Genomic DNA, 15,989 nt, shown 5'->3' with positions numbered 1-15,989 from the left:
TGTAAAATAATTTAGAAAACCATCGCTACGGTGCTTTATTCTCCTACTTTCTTAGCTCTTCCTTCTAAAAAATCGGTCAATCTTTTCTTCGCTTCGGGGGCATCGGCCGAAATAGCCGCTATCAAACTTTCCATCATTAAACCTTCACTCTGGCCCGAATCAACAATTTTTGGTAATACGTGCATCAGTGCGTAATTGGTCATACCCGCATTTGAGGCAATTTTCTTAGCCAATTCAATACCTTTTTCGAGTCCTTGACCTTCTTCTACTAAATATTGAGCAAGTCCGATTCGTTCGCCCTCGTCGGCATTATAAACTCTTCCCGTAAACATCATGTCCATCATACGAGCCATTCCGATGAGTTTTGGTACTCGTACTGATGCTCCTCCACCCACAAAAATCCCACGTTGACCTTCGGGAAGGGCATAAAAAGTGCTGGTTTCGGCAACTCTGATGTGGCAAGCAGATGCCAATTCGAGTCCACCACCCACAACTGCTCCGTGCAAAACCGCCACTACTGGAACAGGCCCAAACTGCACTTTATCCAATGCTCGATGCCACATTCGGGAATGATAAAGCCCTTGTACGGCATCACGTTCTCGAAGTTCAGAAAGGTCAAGACCCGCCGAGAAATGCTTGCCTAATCCATAAATTACTACACAACGAATTTGCGGTGGAATGTTTTCGAAAACCTTTTCGATACCCAAAACTAAATCATCGTTGAAGGCATTACGTTTTTCGGGGCGATTGACAGCCACCAATAAAATTTCATCCCTGATTTCTAATTGAAGTGATTCGGTGGGAGATTTTATTTCTTGCATTTTATTATCCAAAAACTGATTGACTTATTTCAATACAAAATTGAATAATAAAAAGAAAGATTAATAGGAAAAAGGATGTAAATTATATGCAATTTCAATCAACATTTTGTAAATCTGTCAAATCAACCTCTCCGTAATTGCCAATTTTATCAACTGAGCAGTATTCGGCACATCGTATTTGGCAAGCATATTTTTGCGGTGACTGCTAACTGTACTTACATCGACAAAGAGTTGGTCAGCAATTTGTTGGTTGGTTAATCCATCAGAGATTTTTATCAGAATTTCTTTTTCTCGACGAGTGAGTGCTGGTAGTTTTCGCTCGTCGGGCTTTTTGAGGGTATTTGATGCTGAAATGCTGAAATAGGTTTTTCTCTGCATAACAGCTTTAATCGCATCAACGATTTCGTATTTGGCGGCATCTTTCAGAATATACCCACTGGCACCATTTTCCATCATTTTTTTGATGATGCTCTTTTCATTGTTGATACTCAAAGCAATCACCGAAACGCTCGGATATTGGTCTTTCACAGTTTTACATAGGTCTATTCCGTTGGCATCGGGTAAGTTAATATCCATCACAATCACATCGGGTTGATGAATGTGTAATTTCGCCAAAAGGTCTTTGCCATTATCGAAACTATGGGTGCAATTCATGCCATTTTCCTTATCAAAAATCGCTTTTATGCCCTCTGTTACGAGCGGATGGTCTTCAACTAAGTATATTTCCATAGCCCCCCTACCCCCCGATGGGGGAATTTTTTATTTCAGATAACATTTTATTCTATCATTCATCAATTAACTCATTCTAAATTATAAAGGCATCTCAATATAATACGAACTGCCAGCGTTTGGCTCGGTTTGGAAATCTATTTTGCCTTTTAGGTATTCGATTCTGTTGTAAAGATTCTGAATTCCCATACTTTTCTTGCTATTCACTTGCTGCGGGTCGAAACCGATGCCATCATCTTCAATCGTAATATTTATCAAATTAGGTTTGGCCATAATTTGCACCAAAGCCTCTTTTGCTTGCGAATGTCGAATAATATTGGTGGTTAGTTCTTGAATCACTCTAAAAATAGTGGTTTTATAGATATTTTCGAGTTCGACTTCTGACAAACCAAAACTTTGATACGTAAAATTGATTCCTGAATTTTCATCAATCGTTTGAATATAATCTTTCAAAGCCTCTTCCAAGCCTAATTTTGCCAAACTTTCGGGCATCATATTGTGCGAAACTCTTCGTAATTCAGCCATCGAAGCATCAAGCAAATTCATACTTTTTTCAAACGCCAAAGCATTTTCTTGGTCTAAAATAAATGATGTTTTCATGTTTTGAAAAGAATATTTTACACTCGATAATATGCCACCAAGACCATCATGCAGGTCTTTTGCCAATCGGCTGCGTTCTTCGTCCTGACCTTGCAGTACGGCTCGGCTTGCTAAAAGTTGCTTCTCGTTTTCGAGTTGTTTAAGTTTTTGTTCGTGCAAGATTTGTTCTTGCTTGCGTATTCGATTGCGGTTTTGCATCCAAAGCCCAAAAAAAGCCAATGCCAACGAAAGCAAAATAACAGAGAATATCAGTAAACTTATCTGACGTTTTTTGTTTCGATTTTCGGAAGAAAGCTGCTGAATCGCCCTTTCTTTTTTGTCGGTTTCATATTTGGTTTCGAGTTCTTTAGTGGTTTTTAGAATGTTTTTATTGAAACTAACTTCTCGCAACGAATCTGATAAATTATTAAATTTTTCGGCTAAAATTGGGTCGTTTTTATAGGCTAAAATTACTTTTGCGTAATGGGTGTAATACTGCTGTAAATGCTCAGTATTTTGTAGTTTTTCAGCTTTTTTTACTGCTTCTTCAATATAACTGTATGATTTTTGGTAGTTTCGATTGAAATAGTACGCCACCGAGAGCCAATAATCTGCCAAGGTAGTTCGCTCAGCAGATTGCAGTTGAGGGTTCAGTTTTGCCAGTTCCTGAGCGTGATTTAGCAATTTTTCGTAGTGCTTCATTTCTACATCATGATTGCACTGATTTTGCAAGGCATCTGCCATATCAACTACATCATTTAGTTTTCGAGCCAATGCAATTATCTGATTATTAACCTTTTCGGCCTCAGTTCTTCGTCTGAGCTTCCACAAAATATTTTCTTTATTTACCAAATGACTTATATAAAACCCATCCTCAAAATGCTGACTGATGGCGATGGCTTGATTAATGTAACCCAATGCTCGCTCTTGTTTATCTGTTTGCGTAAAAACATTGGCTAAATCGCTATAAACATTAGCAATTTTTACACTGTCTTGAAAGCCCTCAAAAATGGGTAAAGCCTTGAAATAATACGTAGCAGCCGAATCCAGTCTTTGCATTTCCTGGAATGTATTTCCCATGTTCTCATACATAATTCCTTCCCGCATTCGGTCTTTTCGTTCGATGCTCAATCTCACACCTTCACGCAGGAGCAGCATGGTTTGGTCGTATTTTCCTTCAATATTCAGCAATTCGCCTTCACTCGAAAAATATCGAATGATTCCTCTTAAATAATCCAGTTTTTTACTCAACTCATAGGCATCTTTATAATATTGGCGAGCGGTTTTGATGTCGTTATAAGCATATTCATCGCCAATTTTATTAAGCAAACGTACTTTATTAGTGTCGGTTTTTGCAGTTTTTAATTTCTCCAAAAGTGGTTGCAATTCGCCTGTTTGGGCAAAGGAACTTGCACAATACGTGAACAAAAGAAGTAGAGATAAACAATTGATTTTCAGAGCCATAGCACAAAATACATTTCCGATTTGATACTTCAAAGGTAGTAGAATAAATGAGAATAAAATTCCCCCTTTTGGTGGAAAAAAAATATTTTTTCAGTCTCTAATTTTGACCCAACAATTCAACTCGTTGTGTCGATGAAAAAAATATTCCTCTTACTCATTCTACCATTTCTGCTCAAAGCTCAAAATATTACCACGAGCGGAAAAATTGGCGTTGGTTTAGATAATCCTGTTTCAAAAATGCAGGTCAATCAAGTTGGTAATTATAATGTAAACGAAAACACGCAACACGCATTTTTGATAAAAGACCCTAACGCCACCACACCCCACTTTCTATATATGGGGAGTGATGCCGCTAATGGATTGAGTTATATTCAATCGGTAGCACAAGGGGCATTTAAGCCACTTTTGCTGCAAGGTAGAGGCGGAAATGTGGGAATTGGAATTTTATACCCTACTCAAAAACTGGAGGTATATGGAAACATCCGAAATACGGGTGATTTGTTTGTACAGTTTAATAAAGGAATTGTAAGAAATAGCCAAAGCACCCAATTAAAGACTGTTTTCGGTACAATAGATTTACTCTTAGCTGTCCAAAATATCAGTATTGCACCAAACTCACTGGCGGGGACAGCATTCACCTTTAATGAAGCATTTCCAGTTGGAACGGTACCGAATGTGAGTCTTGGGGGCATAAAGTTTAATGAATTTGTTACTCAAAATCAAAATTGTGTCAAGATAATCTACAATGTAGTGAATATTACAAATACTGGAGGAACAATTTCGCTATTTAACCCTACTAACACAGCCATTACATTCGATGCTCAAGTTAATTTCATTGCAATAGGACAAGCTCAATAATCGAATAACCATGAAAAAAATCATTTTAATGTTAACTCTATCGCTTTTTTGGGTTTCTGAAACTTTCGGGCAATTATCTACCAAATTCCCAGCGGAAACAATGGGTTATAAACCTATCGGAAAATCTGAATGTACTTCCATGAATATGGCTGGAATGCCACCCATGAACACCTGCGAACAAAAATACAGCAATAGCAAACTGACAATCTCAATTTCGATTACCGAATACCCCAAAGGAAACCCTGCTATGGTAGATTACGGAGCATTAGGCAACGACCAAGGTGATGGCGGAGATGATGCTCACACCTACGAAAAGTTGGTGGTTGGCTCGGCAAAAGGAAGTATAACGTATATGAAATCCAGCAAAATGGCAACGGCTTCGCTGGTAATTGGCGATAAACTTTTGGTCGATGTCAATGGTAAAAATCAGCCCAATGGCGAAGCTGTGAAAGCTTTAGCAAAGGCCGTGAAACTATAAGAATTTCACTCAAACCAACCGTTTGAAAGGGCTTTGCCGGTGAGTTCGGCCATGTTTTTTACTCCACATTTAGCAAACATATTGGTTCGATGATGCTTGATTGTATTTTCGCTCAGCCCCAGTTCGTCGGCAATCATTTTTATGCTTTTGCCTTTGGCTATCAATTCTAAAACTCTTTTTTCGGATAAACTGATTGGCATGGGTTCTGTTTTACTAATGATTCCTTCATGAATCGGAATATTTTTCATGTCTTCGGGGTCATTCGTATCTAATAAATAAAAACGGAGTTTCGGAATTGGGTCTAAATGCGAAATATCCGTAATGAGGTCGAACTGATACACGCCATTTCCTAATTTATCAAAAAACAGGGTCGAACTCTGTTGAAGTGCATGAAATGTCTCACCATTTTTTCTGATGAACCGATAAGTATGCGAAGATTTTATATTGGGACGATGCTCAATAGGTTTTGAATAGAAATATTGCCAAAATAACTCTGCCGACTGTACCGTTGCCATCAGTTCTTCCGCCGATGTAAATCTTGCAGCTTTTATAAACGAAGCATTGTGTAATTCAGTCGTCGAATAACCCGTCATTTGCTCAATAGCCCCTCCAACTTTTACCCATTTAGCATTTTTCATATCCGAAATAAACCAACAGTAAGTGCCAACGGCGTAGATACGCTCAATGGTTTCGGTAAAAGAAAAATTATCGATATACTCCTCTAAATTGGTATCACGAGGAAGGTACTCATAAAAACCTTTTAACTTTTTGTAAATGGCTTTTATCTGGTTTTGCAAGGTCGATAAGTTACTCATTATAAAGGTTTTTTATCAAAAATAATCTTTTTTTTTCGCAAATCCAATGGCACAATTGTGCCATTGACAAACCATTTCGCATTCAGTAGCTTTGAAATAAATTCAACTAATCAAATAACCATGAAAAATTACTTTATAATTATTCTTTGTACTCTTTGTTTTGACATATTTGCTCAAATTCCCGAAAAATCTTATGCTAAATTTGACTTTGTACCAGGCGATAAAGTTTTGTTTGAAGATAATTTCTTAGATGAAAGTGCAGATGAAATTCCCTCTCATTGGATAGTTTCGGGTAAGGTTGAAGTGGCAAAAATCAATGGCGAGTTGACGATGGGTTTATTAGATGGTACGCCCATTGCATATCCTCGCCTAAAAAATAATCTTAAAAGGGCTTCTCCGCAGCGTTTTACTTTAGAATTTGATTACCTGTATCGGCATAATGCCAAACCTTGGAAACAGGCTGTTGCCGATGGCAATGTTGGAGGTAACCGATTAGAGATACAATTTGCCAACAATGACGATTACTATAACCGAGAGCTTCAAGACGAGGTTTTGGGCGATTTTTATAACAATACCTTGACAATCGGTGCCGAAGGCATTGTTCAGTTTGCTAACGCCAAAGGAAGTTACACATCGGGCAAAAAGCTGGAAGAACTTGGCGATACTTACGAAGACCTCTGCGATAAATGGGTACACGTTTCTATTGCTGTTACCGAAAAATCATTGAAAGTATATCTCAATAGCGAAAGAGTGTTGAATGCTCAAATTACCAAAGGGCGAGCATTGGGCTTCCAAATTTCGGCCAATACTTCGGCTTACGAAATGGCTGCACAAGTTTTTATTAAAAATATCAGAGTAGCCGAAGGTGGAGCCGACCCTTACAAAACTCTCTCGACCGACGGTAGATTTATTGCTCGTGGAATCAATTTTGATGTGGCAAAAGCTATCCTCAAACCCGAAAGTATGGGTACAATCAACACGATTGTTGTAATGATGAAAGAGCATACCGACTTAAAATTTGAAATTGGTGGCCACACCGATGCCGATGGGGATGATGCCAGTAACTTAAAACTTTCGCAAGAAAGAGCCGATGCCGTAAAAAACAAATTAGTTTCGCTCGGAATTGATACCAGCCGACTAAGCACCAAAGGTTATGGTGAAGCAAAACCCATTGGTGACAACAAAACCTTTGAAGGGAAAGCTGAAAACAGAAGAGTAGAATTTGTGAAAATATGACGATAAATTCCCCTTTTTGGTGGAGAATAAACAATTTTCAGTACACTAATTTTGTATCATTATCTCAATCTGAAATACCATGAAAAAACTCACTATCTTAGGCATAACCCTTATTAGCATCAGTGCTTTTCGAGTTGTTGACGACCTCTCGAAATACAAAGTAAATATTCCAGAATTTAAAGAGCGTATCATCAACCTGTCATCCTCTACTACTTTTCCAGGTTTTAAGTTTTATTTCACTCCCGAACTAAAAAAATTGGGTTTTAAACTTCCTGCGGCCGAACAAGCGGCAATGGCAAGGGCTGTTGGACTCTTTGCTAAAAGTTTTATCAACTCTGTCAATTTCAGTAAAGATTATGAAAAAGAATTAAAGAAAAACATCCAAAATACCGACCCTAATTCTGCCGAATGGAAAGAACAGTATGCAAATACCTATCAGGGAAAACTCGAATCTACCAAAAATGATATAACGATTGCGGGTTATACCGACCAAGTTTTTTCGATGCAAGAGACTATCTTATCAAGTTCAAAAGAGGCGTTGAAGGAGGTAGAAAGTAAGTCGACCGATGGCATCAGCGATGACGAGAAAAAAATGCTAACAATGATGAAACAAATGTATAAAAATAGCATTGCCAACGCCGAAGCCACTTTAAAACTAAAACCAATGCTAAAGTCTAACCCTGCTGAGTTTTGTAAACAATATGCCAAAGTTTTAACCGATACTGAGATTCAGGAAAACATCAGAAATACCAAAGAAAACAATGCTTCTATCATGGAGCAATACGAAGAAAAGAAAAACTATAAAGCCAACATAAAAGCCCAACTACAACAATTTTTAGAAGAATCGGCCAATGTAGATTTTGATGCAAAATTGGTAAAAGTTGGTAATAACAATGCCCAAGATTTTGCCAATTTGGAATACCGTGATAAATCAGCTATTTGGAAACAATCTTATCGGATTGGCAAACCTGCCACCTTGGAATTCAGAAAAATAGCTGAAGAATGGTTAAAAGAGCTTTGATTTTTGTCATTTCTCAATAATGAAGCCTGCAAATTATTGCGGGCTTTTCTTTTATATACACTAAAATTCCCCTTTTTGGTGGAGAAAAAATAAAGGTTCAAAATCTAATTTTGAATCAATAATTCAAACAAATACTCACCATGAAAAAATTACTATTAATATGTTTCTTTTTTACTACCTGCGTCATCGAAAGTTTCGCCCAAACTCCCGAAGGCTGGACAAAAGAAATGTGGGATGAGGTAGTAGCCAGTAAGGCTTTCAAACTCAATTTGGTTTCAGACAAAGGCTTGTTAGAAGCCTCCGAAAGTTGTATGTTAAGTATCGAGGTTACGGTGCCTCCCAAAGCCAATCCTGATGATGACACCCCCGAATTATTTCGTAAAAGTCAGACCATAAAATTACCAAACGGAGAAGAAAAACCCTATAAAGTAACCAATTGGAGAATCGTAGAAGGTGGCGGAAACATCATTACCGATATTAATTCGGCCACCTATACTGCTCCAAAATCAGCTCCAAATGGTAAAAAAATGATTGTTTCGGTAGAATTGCTTCCACAAAGTACCAATCTTCCTAAAGTAACTTTATTAAAAACTATTTATTTCTCCGAAAACGAAACCTTTTTCACACTTCATATTCCCGATTTAGGAATTATAAATGCAAAGTTTGTAACCAAAATTGATGGTGGAATCGGCAAAACGGCAAATCTAAATCTACCGCAAGCGGCTATTGATGCAGCAAAGCAAAAAGGCTACAATATCAACGGACTCACCGCCAATGCCATGCACATTTATGACTCCAACCAAAATCTTTCGGTGCTTCGTTTTACGGGTTTAGCTCTCGAAGCCATTGATACAGATGGGGATGGCAGCAAAAACATCGCCAATGGAAATAACATTTTGGCAATAGCCTACAAAGGTGTTGGAGCAGGGACTTTCAACCTTGAAGCCGAAAATAGTGGTGTAAATATGGTTGTCGGAACTCAACTGGGTGTGGGCTGTGGCGATACAAATGAGGATAAGTTTTGTACTGGTTCGGTAATTATTACCCATGAAGATGCAAAATATATTGAAGGTAAGATAAATACCATTGTTTATGCGGGTGATTATAACGGACAAATCGCCAGAGGAAGGCTAAGCGGCAAATTTAAAGCCATGAGAGCAAATTAGCTCCTAACCCCTAAAGGGGAACTCTTAAACTCAGAATTTTTTTAAAAAAACAGATATGAAAAAACTCATTTTAGTACTTATTTTAAGCACCCCTTTAGGGGCGGGGGGGCTTTTTGCCCAAGACATAAAAGCCTATCAAAATTATGATTTTGTAGCAGGAGATAAAATAATCTTTGCCGATGATTTTCAGGATAGCCAAGAAGGCGAATTTGGTACACATTGGAAGTTAAAAGAAGGACAAGCAGTGGTAAATAAATCGGGCGATGAAAAGGCATTTTTTTTGATGAAGTTTTATACCAAATTATTGCCAAGAGTAAAAACTGCCGCTTATTTACCTAAAGATTATACCATCGAGTTTGATGCGTATCTCGACGAAGGATATGATAGCAACCCAGGTATCAGAATTTTATTGATGAATGGAGAAGAACCTGCCGTAACGATTGAAACCAGTCGAGATTATACTACTTTCTATGGCCCAAGCAGTACTACTTTAAATGGTGATAATCCGAAGGATTTTTTAGCCGAAAACTATTTTAATAAATGGATTCATTATGCAATTGCCGTAAAAGGTGGTCAAGTAAAAGTATATATGAATCAATACCGTGTGATGAGTGTTCCAGAAGTAGAGTTAAAAGCCAGCTATTTGATGGTCGGTGGCGATTACAGCGAAGGTAAAACAATGGCTTTTAAAAACTTTAAACTGGCCGCTGGTGGTGACCAAAACCTTATTGGAAAGGCATTTACTGATGGTAAATACATTTCGCACGGCATCAATTTCGATGTAAATAAAGCTACTATTAAACCTGCTTCGATGGGCGAAATCAATGCCATTGCTAAGATTTTGAAGGAAAACAACTCTCTTAAATTAGAAATCGGCGGACATACAGATGCTGATGGCGATGATGCCAGCAACTTAAAACTCTCAGAAGCAAGAGCCAATGCCGTAAAAAATCAATTAGTCTCGATTGGAATTGATGGCAGTCGCCTCACAACCAAAGGCTACGGTGAAACTAAACCGATTGGTGATAATAAAACATTTGAAGGCAAAGCTGAAAACCGTAGAGTTGAGTTTGTGAAGATGTAATTAATCTTGCAGATTCCGATACTCTTTTGGAGAAATTCCTGTCTTGGATTTAAAGAATCTCGAAAAATCGCTTGGCTCAAAGCCTCCAATCTTAAATGCAATCTCAGCAATCCGCATTGGTGTTTGTTTAAGCAAAACTTTGGCTTCTAATACTCTCATTTCTTCTAATAATTCGTGGGCCGATTTACCCGTTGTGGTCTTTACGCATTTATGCAAATGATTGGGCGAAACCGCCAGAATTTCGGCAAATTCTGTAACAGTTTTTTTATCATAGATGAGTTCAGAAAGCAGATTTTTGTAGCGTTGTGTAAGATTTGAGGCCGCATTATTGCTGCTTTTGGGAGTTTGTATATAAAATTCTTTTATTTCTTTCAAGAGAGTTGTTAAATACAGAGCAATTATCTCGGCACGATTGGCTTCGTTTCTTAGCTTTTCGGCCAATAAGATTTCTAATAAATCAACAATTCGCTGGTTATCCGAAAGTTGAATGAGCGGCTCGGAAGTGATTTGAAAGAAAGGAAAATCTTTTTCAAGGTCGATATTGAGTAATGTTTGATTGAAAAACTCAGGTTGAAAATGACAATAAAATCCTTCTACATCATCAGAAATGGCTTCAAGTGAAGTGATTTGGTCGGTTGAAAGACAAAAAAATGTATTAGCTTTTACTTCATAATTACTCAATCCTTTGCTTCGGATGGCAAAGCCTTTAGTTACGTATAAGAAAAAATAAACCGAACGACGGTGCGGTAAAACAGGAAGTTTTAGAAAAGACTTATAATTTTCGATACGTTCGATATGAAAATGCTCATATAAACTCGAAACTTTCGGCTTCCAATTTCCAAAAAGATAATCGTCAAACTGTGAAGGGTTAAGTTTGGGTATTTCTTTTGAACGAGTCATTTTTTCAACTATAAATTCATTTTCTGATGCAATATATAAAACCTAATAAAGCGATTCGGCGGAATTGCAGTAAAACTATGCAAAGCCAGCTTTTTGAATAGGAAAACAAGGTATTTTTGCCGAACTTTGCAAAAAAATATGTACAACAATTCTCCCGAATTGTTTAAAAAGAAAAATGAAAACAAAAGGAATAGTAAAAAATAAAATCAATATCGTTACGCTCGGTTGCTCAAAAAACCTTGTCGATTCGGAGGTGCTTTATACGCAACTCAAAGGCAATGGCATGAAAGTAGAACACGAGTCGAAAAAAGACGATGCCAATATTGTTATCATTAATACCTGTGGTTTTATTGATAATGCTAAGCAAGAATCTATCGATACGATTTTGCGTTATGTCGATGCCAAAGATGCAGGAATTGTAGATAAAGTGTATGTAACTGGTTGTTTATCACACCGTTATAAAGATGAGCTTTCGGTAGAAATACCAACGGTTGATGCGTGGTTTGGTACAAATGAATTGCCAAGAATGCTGAAAACCCTAAAAGCCGACTATAAACATGAGTTAGTTGGCGAACGCCTACTGACTACACCTGCTCATTACGCTTACTTGAAGATTGCCGAAGGTTGCGACCGCCCATGTAGCTTCTGTGCGATTCCACTCATGCGTGGTGGACATGTAAGCCGACCAATGGATGAGTTGGTGCTACAAGCACAAAATTTAGCAAAAAAAGGTACAAAAGAATTAATTCTGATTGCTCAAGACCTAACTTATTATGGTCTTGATATTTATAAGAAACGTAATTTAGCCGAATTGCTTGATAAATTATCGGACGTTGAAGGCATCGACTGGATTCGCTTGCAATATGCTTATCCTTCAGGTTTTCCGATGGATATTTTGGATGTGATGAAGAATCGCTCAAATGTGTGTAACTACCTCGATATGCCACTGCAACATGGTTCGTCTGAAATGCTAAAAATCATGCGTCGTGGCATTGACCGACCAAAAACTGAGGCATTGATAAACACTATTCGTGAGAAAGTGCCAGATATTGCCATCAGAACGACGCTCATTGCGGGTCACCCAGGCGAAACCGAAGAACATTTTGAAGAAATGTATCATTTCGTAGAAAAAATGCGTTTCGATAGATTGGGGGTTTTCCAATACTCGCACGAAGATGACACACATTCGTTTACGATGCCCGATGATATCCCTGCCGAAGTAAAACAAGAACGCACCGATATTATTATGGAACTTCAACAAGGCATTTCTGCCGAATTGAATCAAGCTAAAATCGGTAATACTTATAAGGTTTTATTTGATAGAAAAGAAGGCGGTTATTTTATCGGAAGAACCGAATCTGACTCGCCAGAAGTTGATAATGAGGTACTTGTACCAGCTTCTCAGTACGTAAGGCTGGGAGATTTTGCCAATGTAAAAATCAACAACGCCGAAGAATTTGATTTATATGGCGATTTGGTTTGATTAAATTATCGTAGAGATATTGTAGTAGAGCCGTTGCATGCAACGGCTCTACAAATTAGAAACATCATTTTACTGCCGCCACAACACCCTTCACCAAAGCCGAATGATTGAAATTATCTTTTGGCGTACATCCCAAACGCACAATCACTAAATTCTTCGATGGTACGATAGTGACGTATTGCCCTTCAAAGCCTACGGCCATAAATGCATCTTGCGGGAAAGTTTTATCTTGGTGGTCGAGCCAAAAATGTGCTGCATATTTTCCGTCCGAATGTGGTGTTTCGGTCGCAGAATATTTTACCCAACCTTCTGGCAATAAACGCTCACCATTCCAAACACCATCTTGCAGATATAATTGTCCAAATTTTGCCCAGTCACGAGCCGTGGCATACATAAACGACGATCCCACGAAAGTTCCCGAAGCATCGGGTTCAAGAACGGCACTTTTCATGCCTATTTTATGAAATAATCGCTGATACGGAAAAGCAAAATAATCGGCGTGGGTAGTAAATTGTCGGCGAATAATTTCCTGTAAAATATTACTCGTTCCGCTCGAATACGACCAAACTTTATCGGGTTTGGTAGCAGCTTTGCTCTGCAAGGCATACGCACCTGCACCTTTCTTGCGGAAAAGCATTTGGGTAGCATCACTCGGTTCGGCATAGTTTTCTTCAAAACCAAGTCCACTACTCATGCGAAGCAGATGGTCGATGGTTATTTTCTTTCGCTCATCGTTTTGCCATTCGGTAATTGGAGCCGATTTTTTAATATCCAGTTTTCCGTCTTTCACCAAAAGACCAATCATAGCACTCGTTACGCTCTTGGTCATTGACCAGCCCAAAAGTGGTGTTTCGGGTTTGATATTTGAAGCATATTTTTCGGCAATAATTTTCCCATCACGAAGCACAACGACTGCTCTTGTACGTATCACATTCTGAGGGTCTTTTTCTTGAAAAGCCTCATTGATGCTCTTTTCTAAGGCAATTTTGTCAATTTTGGTAAAATCTGTGGCTGAGGTGAGTTTCTCGGTAAGTGTATCGGCCGATGGAACAGAGGGCTGTTTACGAATTTCTTCTTCGGACAATTCGTTGACCAACGTACAACCCAAACCTTTGCGATAAATGGCTTTGGTTTCGGCCAAACCATAAATATTAGCTGTTACTGCTTTATTGACTTCATCAACTTTTATGGTAGAAAACGGAACAGCGTAGAGCTCTTCGTTTTTGATATTTTCTAACTCTCGCCCCGAAACAAACATACACGAACAAACAGTTTTCGCATTATACGACGAACCAATATAGGCATACTGAATGGCAAAATTGCCCACATAAACCAATCCGATAAGTACAACCAACAGGATAGCGTAAATGATTTTTCGTTTGTTCGACATTTGATTGATGAATTAAAATGGGGTGAAATTGTAAAGAAGTCATGTAGGGTATCGTTCGCAATTTTCTATTCTTAATCCTCCAAAATATTTCCGATGAAAGTATTTTTAAAGAAAAAAGCCGCTAATAAGAACACAACAGCCCAGTTGAGATAAATGTAGTAGAAATCTTCTACATCACGATATACATTATCTTTGATTTTTACTTTTTCAAGGCGGTTGATTTGCTCGAAGATATTTCTGAGGGTTTGGTTATCGGTTGCTCTAAAAAACTGTCCGTTTCCTTCACGGGCAATCTCTCTGAGGGTATTTTCATCAACTTTTACTTCGCTATCGTTCCCCCCAACGGCAATCGTATAAACTTTTATACCAAAAGATTTTGCTAAATCGGTAGCCGTGAGCGGGTCGAGCGAACCTGCGGTATTATCTCCGTCGCTCAAAATAATGGCAACCTTACTTTTGCTCGGAATCTCACGCAAACGGTTGATGCAAGTAGCCAAAGCACTACCAATGGCCGTTCCAGTGGTTTTTATGAGGTTACTGTTTATTTCGTTGAGGTATTCGTTCAGCACTTCGTAGTCGGTCGTGAGCGGACACATCGAAAAGGCTTCTCCTGCAAAAACTACCAAACCGATACGGTCTTGAAAACGCCCTTTGATGAACTCATGCCCTACATTTTTGGCAGCTTCCAAACGATTCGGACTTAAATCAGTTGCCAGCATCGACTCCGAAATGTCCATGGCGAGCATAATATCAATGCCTTCAGAAAACTGTTCTTTGCTTTCTCGCACTCGCTGCGGCCGTGCCAACGACAACAAAACGCAGATAACGCCTAAAATAAAAAATATTGGAGGAATAAAACGCAGGTAACTAATCCAATTGGTGCGAAGTTGATAGCTCGTGAGCGAAAGCCCCAATTTTTGCTGACCACGAGTATAAAAAAGCCAACGAAATAGGAATAAAAATGGCACTCCAATGATAGCATACAGGTATAGTTTTTCAGCCCAGACGAATGAACGCAGGGTTTGCCAACTAAGCCAATCTATTGAAAACCAGTCCCACATTTATAATTGAGAGTTGAGAATGAAGAATGTAGAATTTTGCGTTTCTATTTTTCTTCCTTTCTATGATACCAGAATCTATTTGTTAATTTCTGTAATTATCAACGGCGTTTCTTACGCTGCCGTAGGTATGTAAAAGTTCGCTTGCTTCTTCGTGCGAAATGTTTAATTCGTTCATGACCATTCTTACACCTCTTTCTACCAATTTGAGGTTTGTAAGCTGCATGTCAACCATTTTATTGCCTTTCACTCTACCAAGCTGAATCATCACTGAGGTAGAAATCATGTTTAGTACCAATTTTTGAGCAGTTCCTGACTTCATGCGGGTGCTACCAGTGACGAATTCTGGCCCAACTACGGGCTCTACTGGAAATTCGGCTTCGGCTGCTACAGCACTTCCTGCATTACAAACCACGCAACCCGTCAAGATTCCGTGTTGGCGTGCAGTACGCAAGCCCCCAACCACGTAAGGTGTGCGACCAGATGCAGCAATGCCCACCAAACAGTCATTGGTATTTATTTCATACTCTTGTAAATCTATCCATGCTTGTTCTATATCATCTTCGGCATTTTCGACTGCTTTTCTGATAGCTCTATCACCACCTGCCATGATTCCCACAACCATTCCGAAAGGTACACCAAACGTTGGCGGACACTCAGAGGCATCTACCACGCCCAAACGCCCGCTTGTACCTGCACCGATATAAAATAAACGTCCGCCTGCTTTCATGCGTGGCACAATCTGACTTACTAATGCTTCAATCTGTGGAATACATTTTTCTACGGCGTAAGGCACCGTTTTATCTTCGTTATTAATGCCTTCGAGCAATTCTCGAATCGACATTTTTTCGAGATTATCGTAATGTGAAGAGGATTCGGTTGCTAATTTTTCTAAGCCAAGTGACAT

General features: G+C 38.7%; 15 protein-coding genes. 7 read left to right on the top strand and 8 right to left on the bottom strand.

Going from position 1 to position 15,989, the window contains the following annotated elements; genetic code table 11:
* Nucleotides 1–35: 35 nt before the first annotated feature.
* The 3 genes from ABR854_RS18560 to ABR854_RS18550 form a co-directional block, all read right to left on the bottom strand.
* Nucleotides 36–821: a crotonase/enoyl-CoA hydratase family protein gene (locus ABR854_RS18560; protein WP_350267343.1), complete on the bottom strand. Its 786-nt coding sequence runs from the start codon at nt 819–821 to the stop codon at nt 36–38.
* A 117-nt stretch (nt 822–938) separates the two neighbouring features.
* Nucleotides 939–1,550 (bottom strand): response regulator, encoded by a 612-nt coding sequence (locus tag ABR854_RS18555; RefSeq protein WP_350267342.1) that lies wholly within the window; start codon nt 1,548–1,550, stop codon nt 939–941.
* 81 nt (nt 1,551–1,631) lie between these two features.
* The gene (locus ABR854_RS18550) at nt 1,632–3,626 is read right to left on the bottom strand and encodes a tetratricopeptide repeat-containing sensor histidine kinase (RefSeq protein WP_350267341.1); all 1,995 of its coding nucleotides are present in this window, start codon (nt 3,624–3,626) and stop codon (nt 1,632–1,634) included.
* 99 nt (nt 3,627–3,725) lie between these two features.
* On the opposite strand from ABR854_RS18550, the gene ABR854_RS18545 reads away from it, so the two are divergent.
* Nucleotides 3,726–4,451, top strand: a complete 726-nt coding sequence (locus tag ABR854_RS18545) for a hypothetical protein (protein WP_350267340.1) — start codon at nt 3,726–3,728, stop codon at nt 4,449–4,451.
* A gap of 10 nt (nt 4,452–4,461) precedes the next feature.
* Nucleotides 4,462–4,929 (top strand): hypothetical protein, encoded by a 468-nt coding sequence (locus ABR854_RS18540; protein ID WP_350267338.1) that lies wholly within the window; start codon nt 4,462–4,464, stop codon nt 4,927–4,929.
* A gap of 5 nt (nt 4,930–4,934) precedes the next feature.
* Here the strand turns inward: ABR854_RS18540 and ABR854_RS18535 are convergent, their stop codons facing one another.
* On the bottom strand, nt 4,935–5,744 hold the full coding sequence (locus ABR854_RS18535; protein ID WP_350267336.1) for a response regulator transcription factor: 810 nt from the start codon (nt 5,742–5,744) through the stop codon (nt 4,935–4,937).
* 120 nt (nt 5,745–5,864) lie between these two features.
* Between ABR854_RS18535 and ABR854_RS18530 the strand changes: the two genes are divergently transcribed.
* The 4 genes from ABR854_RS18530 (at nt 5,865) to ABR854_RS18515 (ending at nt 10,251) form a co-directional block, all read left to right on the top strand.
* Nucleotides 5,865–6,980 (top strand): OmpA family protein, encoded by a 1,116-nt coding sequence (locus ABR854_RS18530; protein ID WP_350267335.1) that lies wholly within the window; start codon nt 5,865–5,867, stop codon nt 6,978–6,980.
* A 79-nt stretch (nt 6,981–7,059) separates the two neighbouring features.
* Nucleotides 7,060–8,001 (top strand): hypothetical protein, encoded by a 942-nt coding sequence (locus ABR854_RS18525; RefSeq protein ID WP_350267333.1) that lies wholly within the window; start codon nt 7,060–7,062, stop codon nt 7,999–8,001.
* Between the two features lie 140 nt (nt 8,002–8,141).
* Nucleotides 8,142–9,167 (top strand): hypothetical protein, encoded by a 1,026-nt coding sequence (locus ABR854_RS18520; RefSeq protein ID WP_350267331.1) that lies wholly within the window; start codon nt 8,142–8,144, stop codon nt 9,165–9,167.
* 55 nt (nt 9,168–9,222) lie between these two features.
* Nucleotides 9,223–10,251: an OmpA family protein gene (locus ABR854_RS18515; RefSeq protein WP_350267329.1), complete on the top strand. Its 1,029-nt coding sequence runs from the start codon at nt 9,223–9,225 to the stop codon at nt 10,249–10,251.
* Here ABR854_RS18515 and ABR854_RS18510 read toward each other — a convergent pair whose 3' ends face one another.
* On the bottom strand, nt 10,252–11,151 hold the full coding sequence (locus tag ABR854_RS18510; protein WP_350267327.1) for a helix-turn-helix domain-containing protein: 900 nt from the start codon (nt 11,149–11,151) through the stop codon (nt 10,252–10,254).
* A gap of 175 nt (nt 11,152–11,326) precedes the next feature.
* On the opposite strand from ABR854_RS18510, the gene rimO reads away from it, so the two are divergent.
* Nucleotides 11,327–12,634, top strand: coding sequence for a 30S ribosomal protein S12 methylthiotransferase RimO (rimO, locus tag ABR854_RS18505; protein ID WP_350267325.1), 1,308 nt, complete (start codon nt 11,327–11,329; stop codon nt 12,632–12,634).
* Nucleotides 12,635–12,698: 64 nt separating this feature from the next.
* Here rimO and ABR854_RS18500 read toward each other — a convergent pair whose 3' ends face one another.
* From ABR854_RS18500 to murQ, 3 genes are all read right to left on the bottom strand, one after another.
* Complete coding sequence (locus tag ABR854_RS18500) at nt 12,699–14,024, bottom strand: serine hydrolase domain-containing protein (protein ID WP_350267323.1); 1,326 nt, start codon at nt 14,022–14,024, stop codon at nt 12,699–12,701.
* A gap of 71 nt (nt 14,025–14,095) precedes the next feature.
* Nucleotides 14,096–15,085 carry a vWA domain-containing protein gene (locus ABR854_RS18495; protein WP_188769819.1) on the bottom strand — a complete coding sequence of 330 codons (990 nt, stop codon included), beginning with the start codon at nt 15,083–15,085 and terminating at the stop codon, nt 14,096–14,098.
* Nucleotides 15,086–15,167: 82 nt separating this feature from the next.
* Nucleotides 15,168–15,989: an N-acetylmuramic acid 6-phosphate etherase gene (gene murQ, locus ABR854_RS18490; protein ID WP_350267321.1), complete on the bottom strand. Its 822-nt coding sequence runs from the start codon at nt 15,987–15,989 to the stop codon at nt 15,168–15,170.

The organism is Emticicia sp. W12TSBA100-4, from assembly GCF_040253585.1.
In the GTDB taxonomy this organism is placed as follows: domain Bacteria; phylum Bacteroidota; class Bacteroidia; order Cytophagales; family Spirosomataceae; genus Emticicia.
Note: the sequence above shows the minus strand (reverse complement) of the source record. Positions and strands in the feature narration are given on the sequence as shown.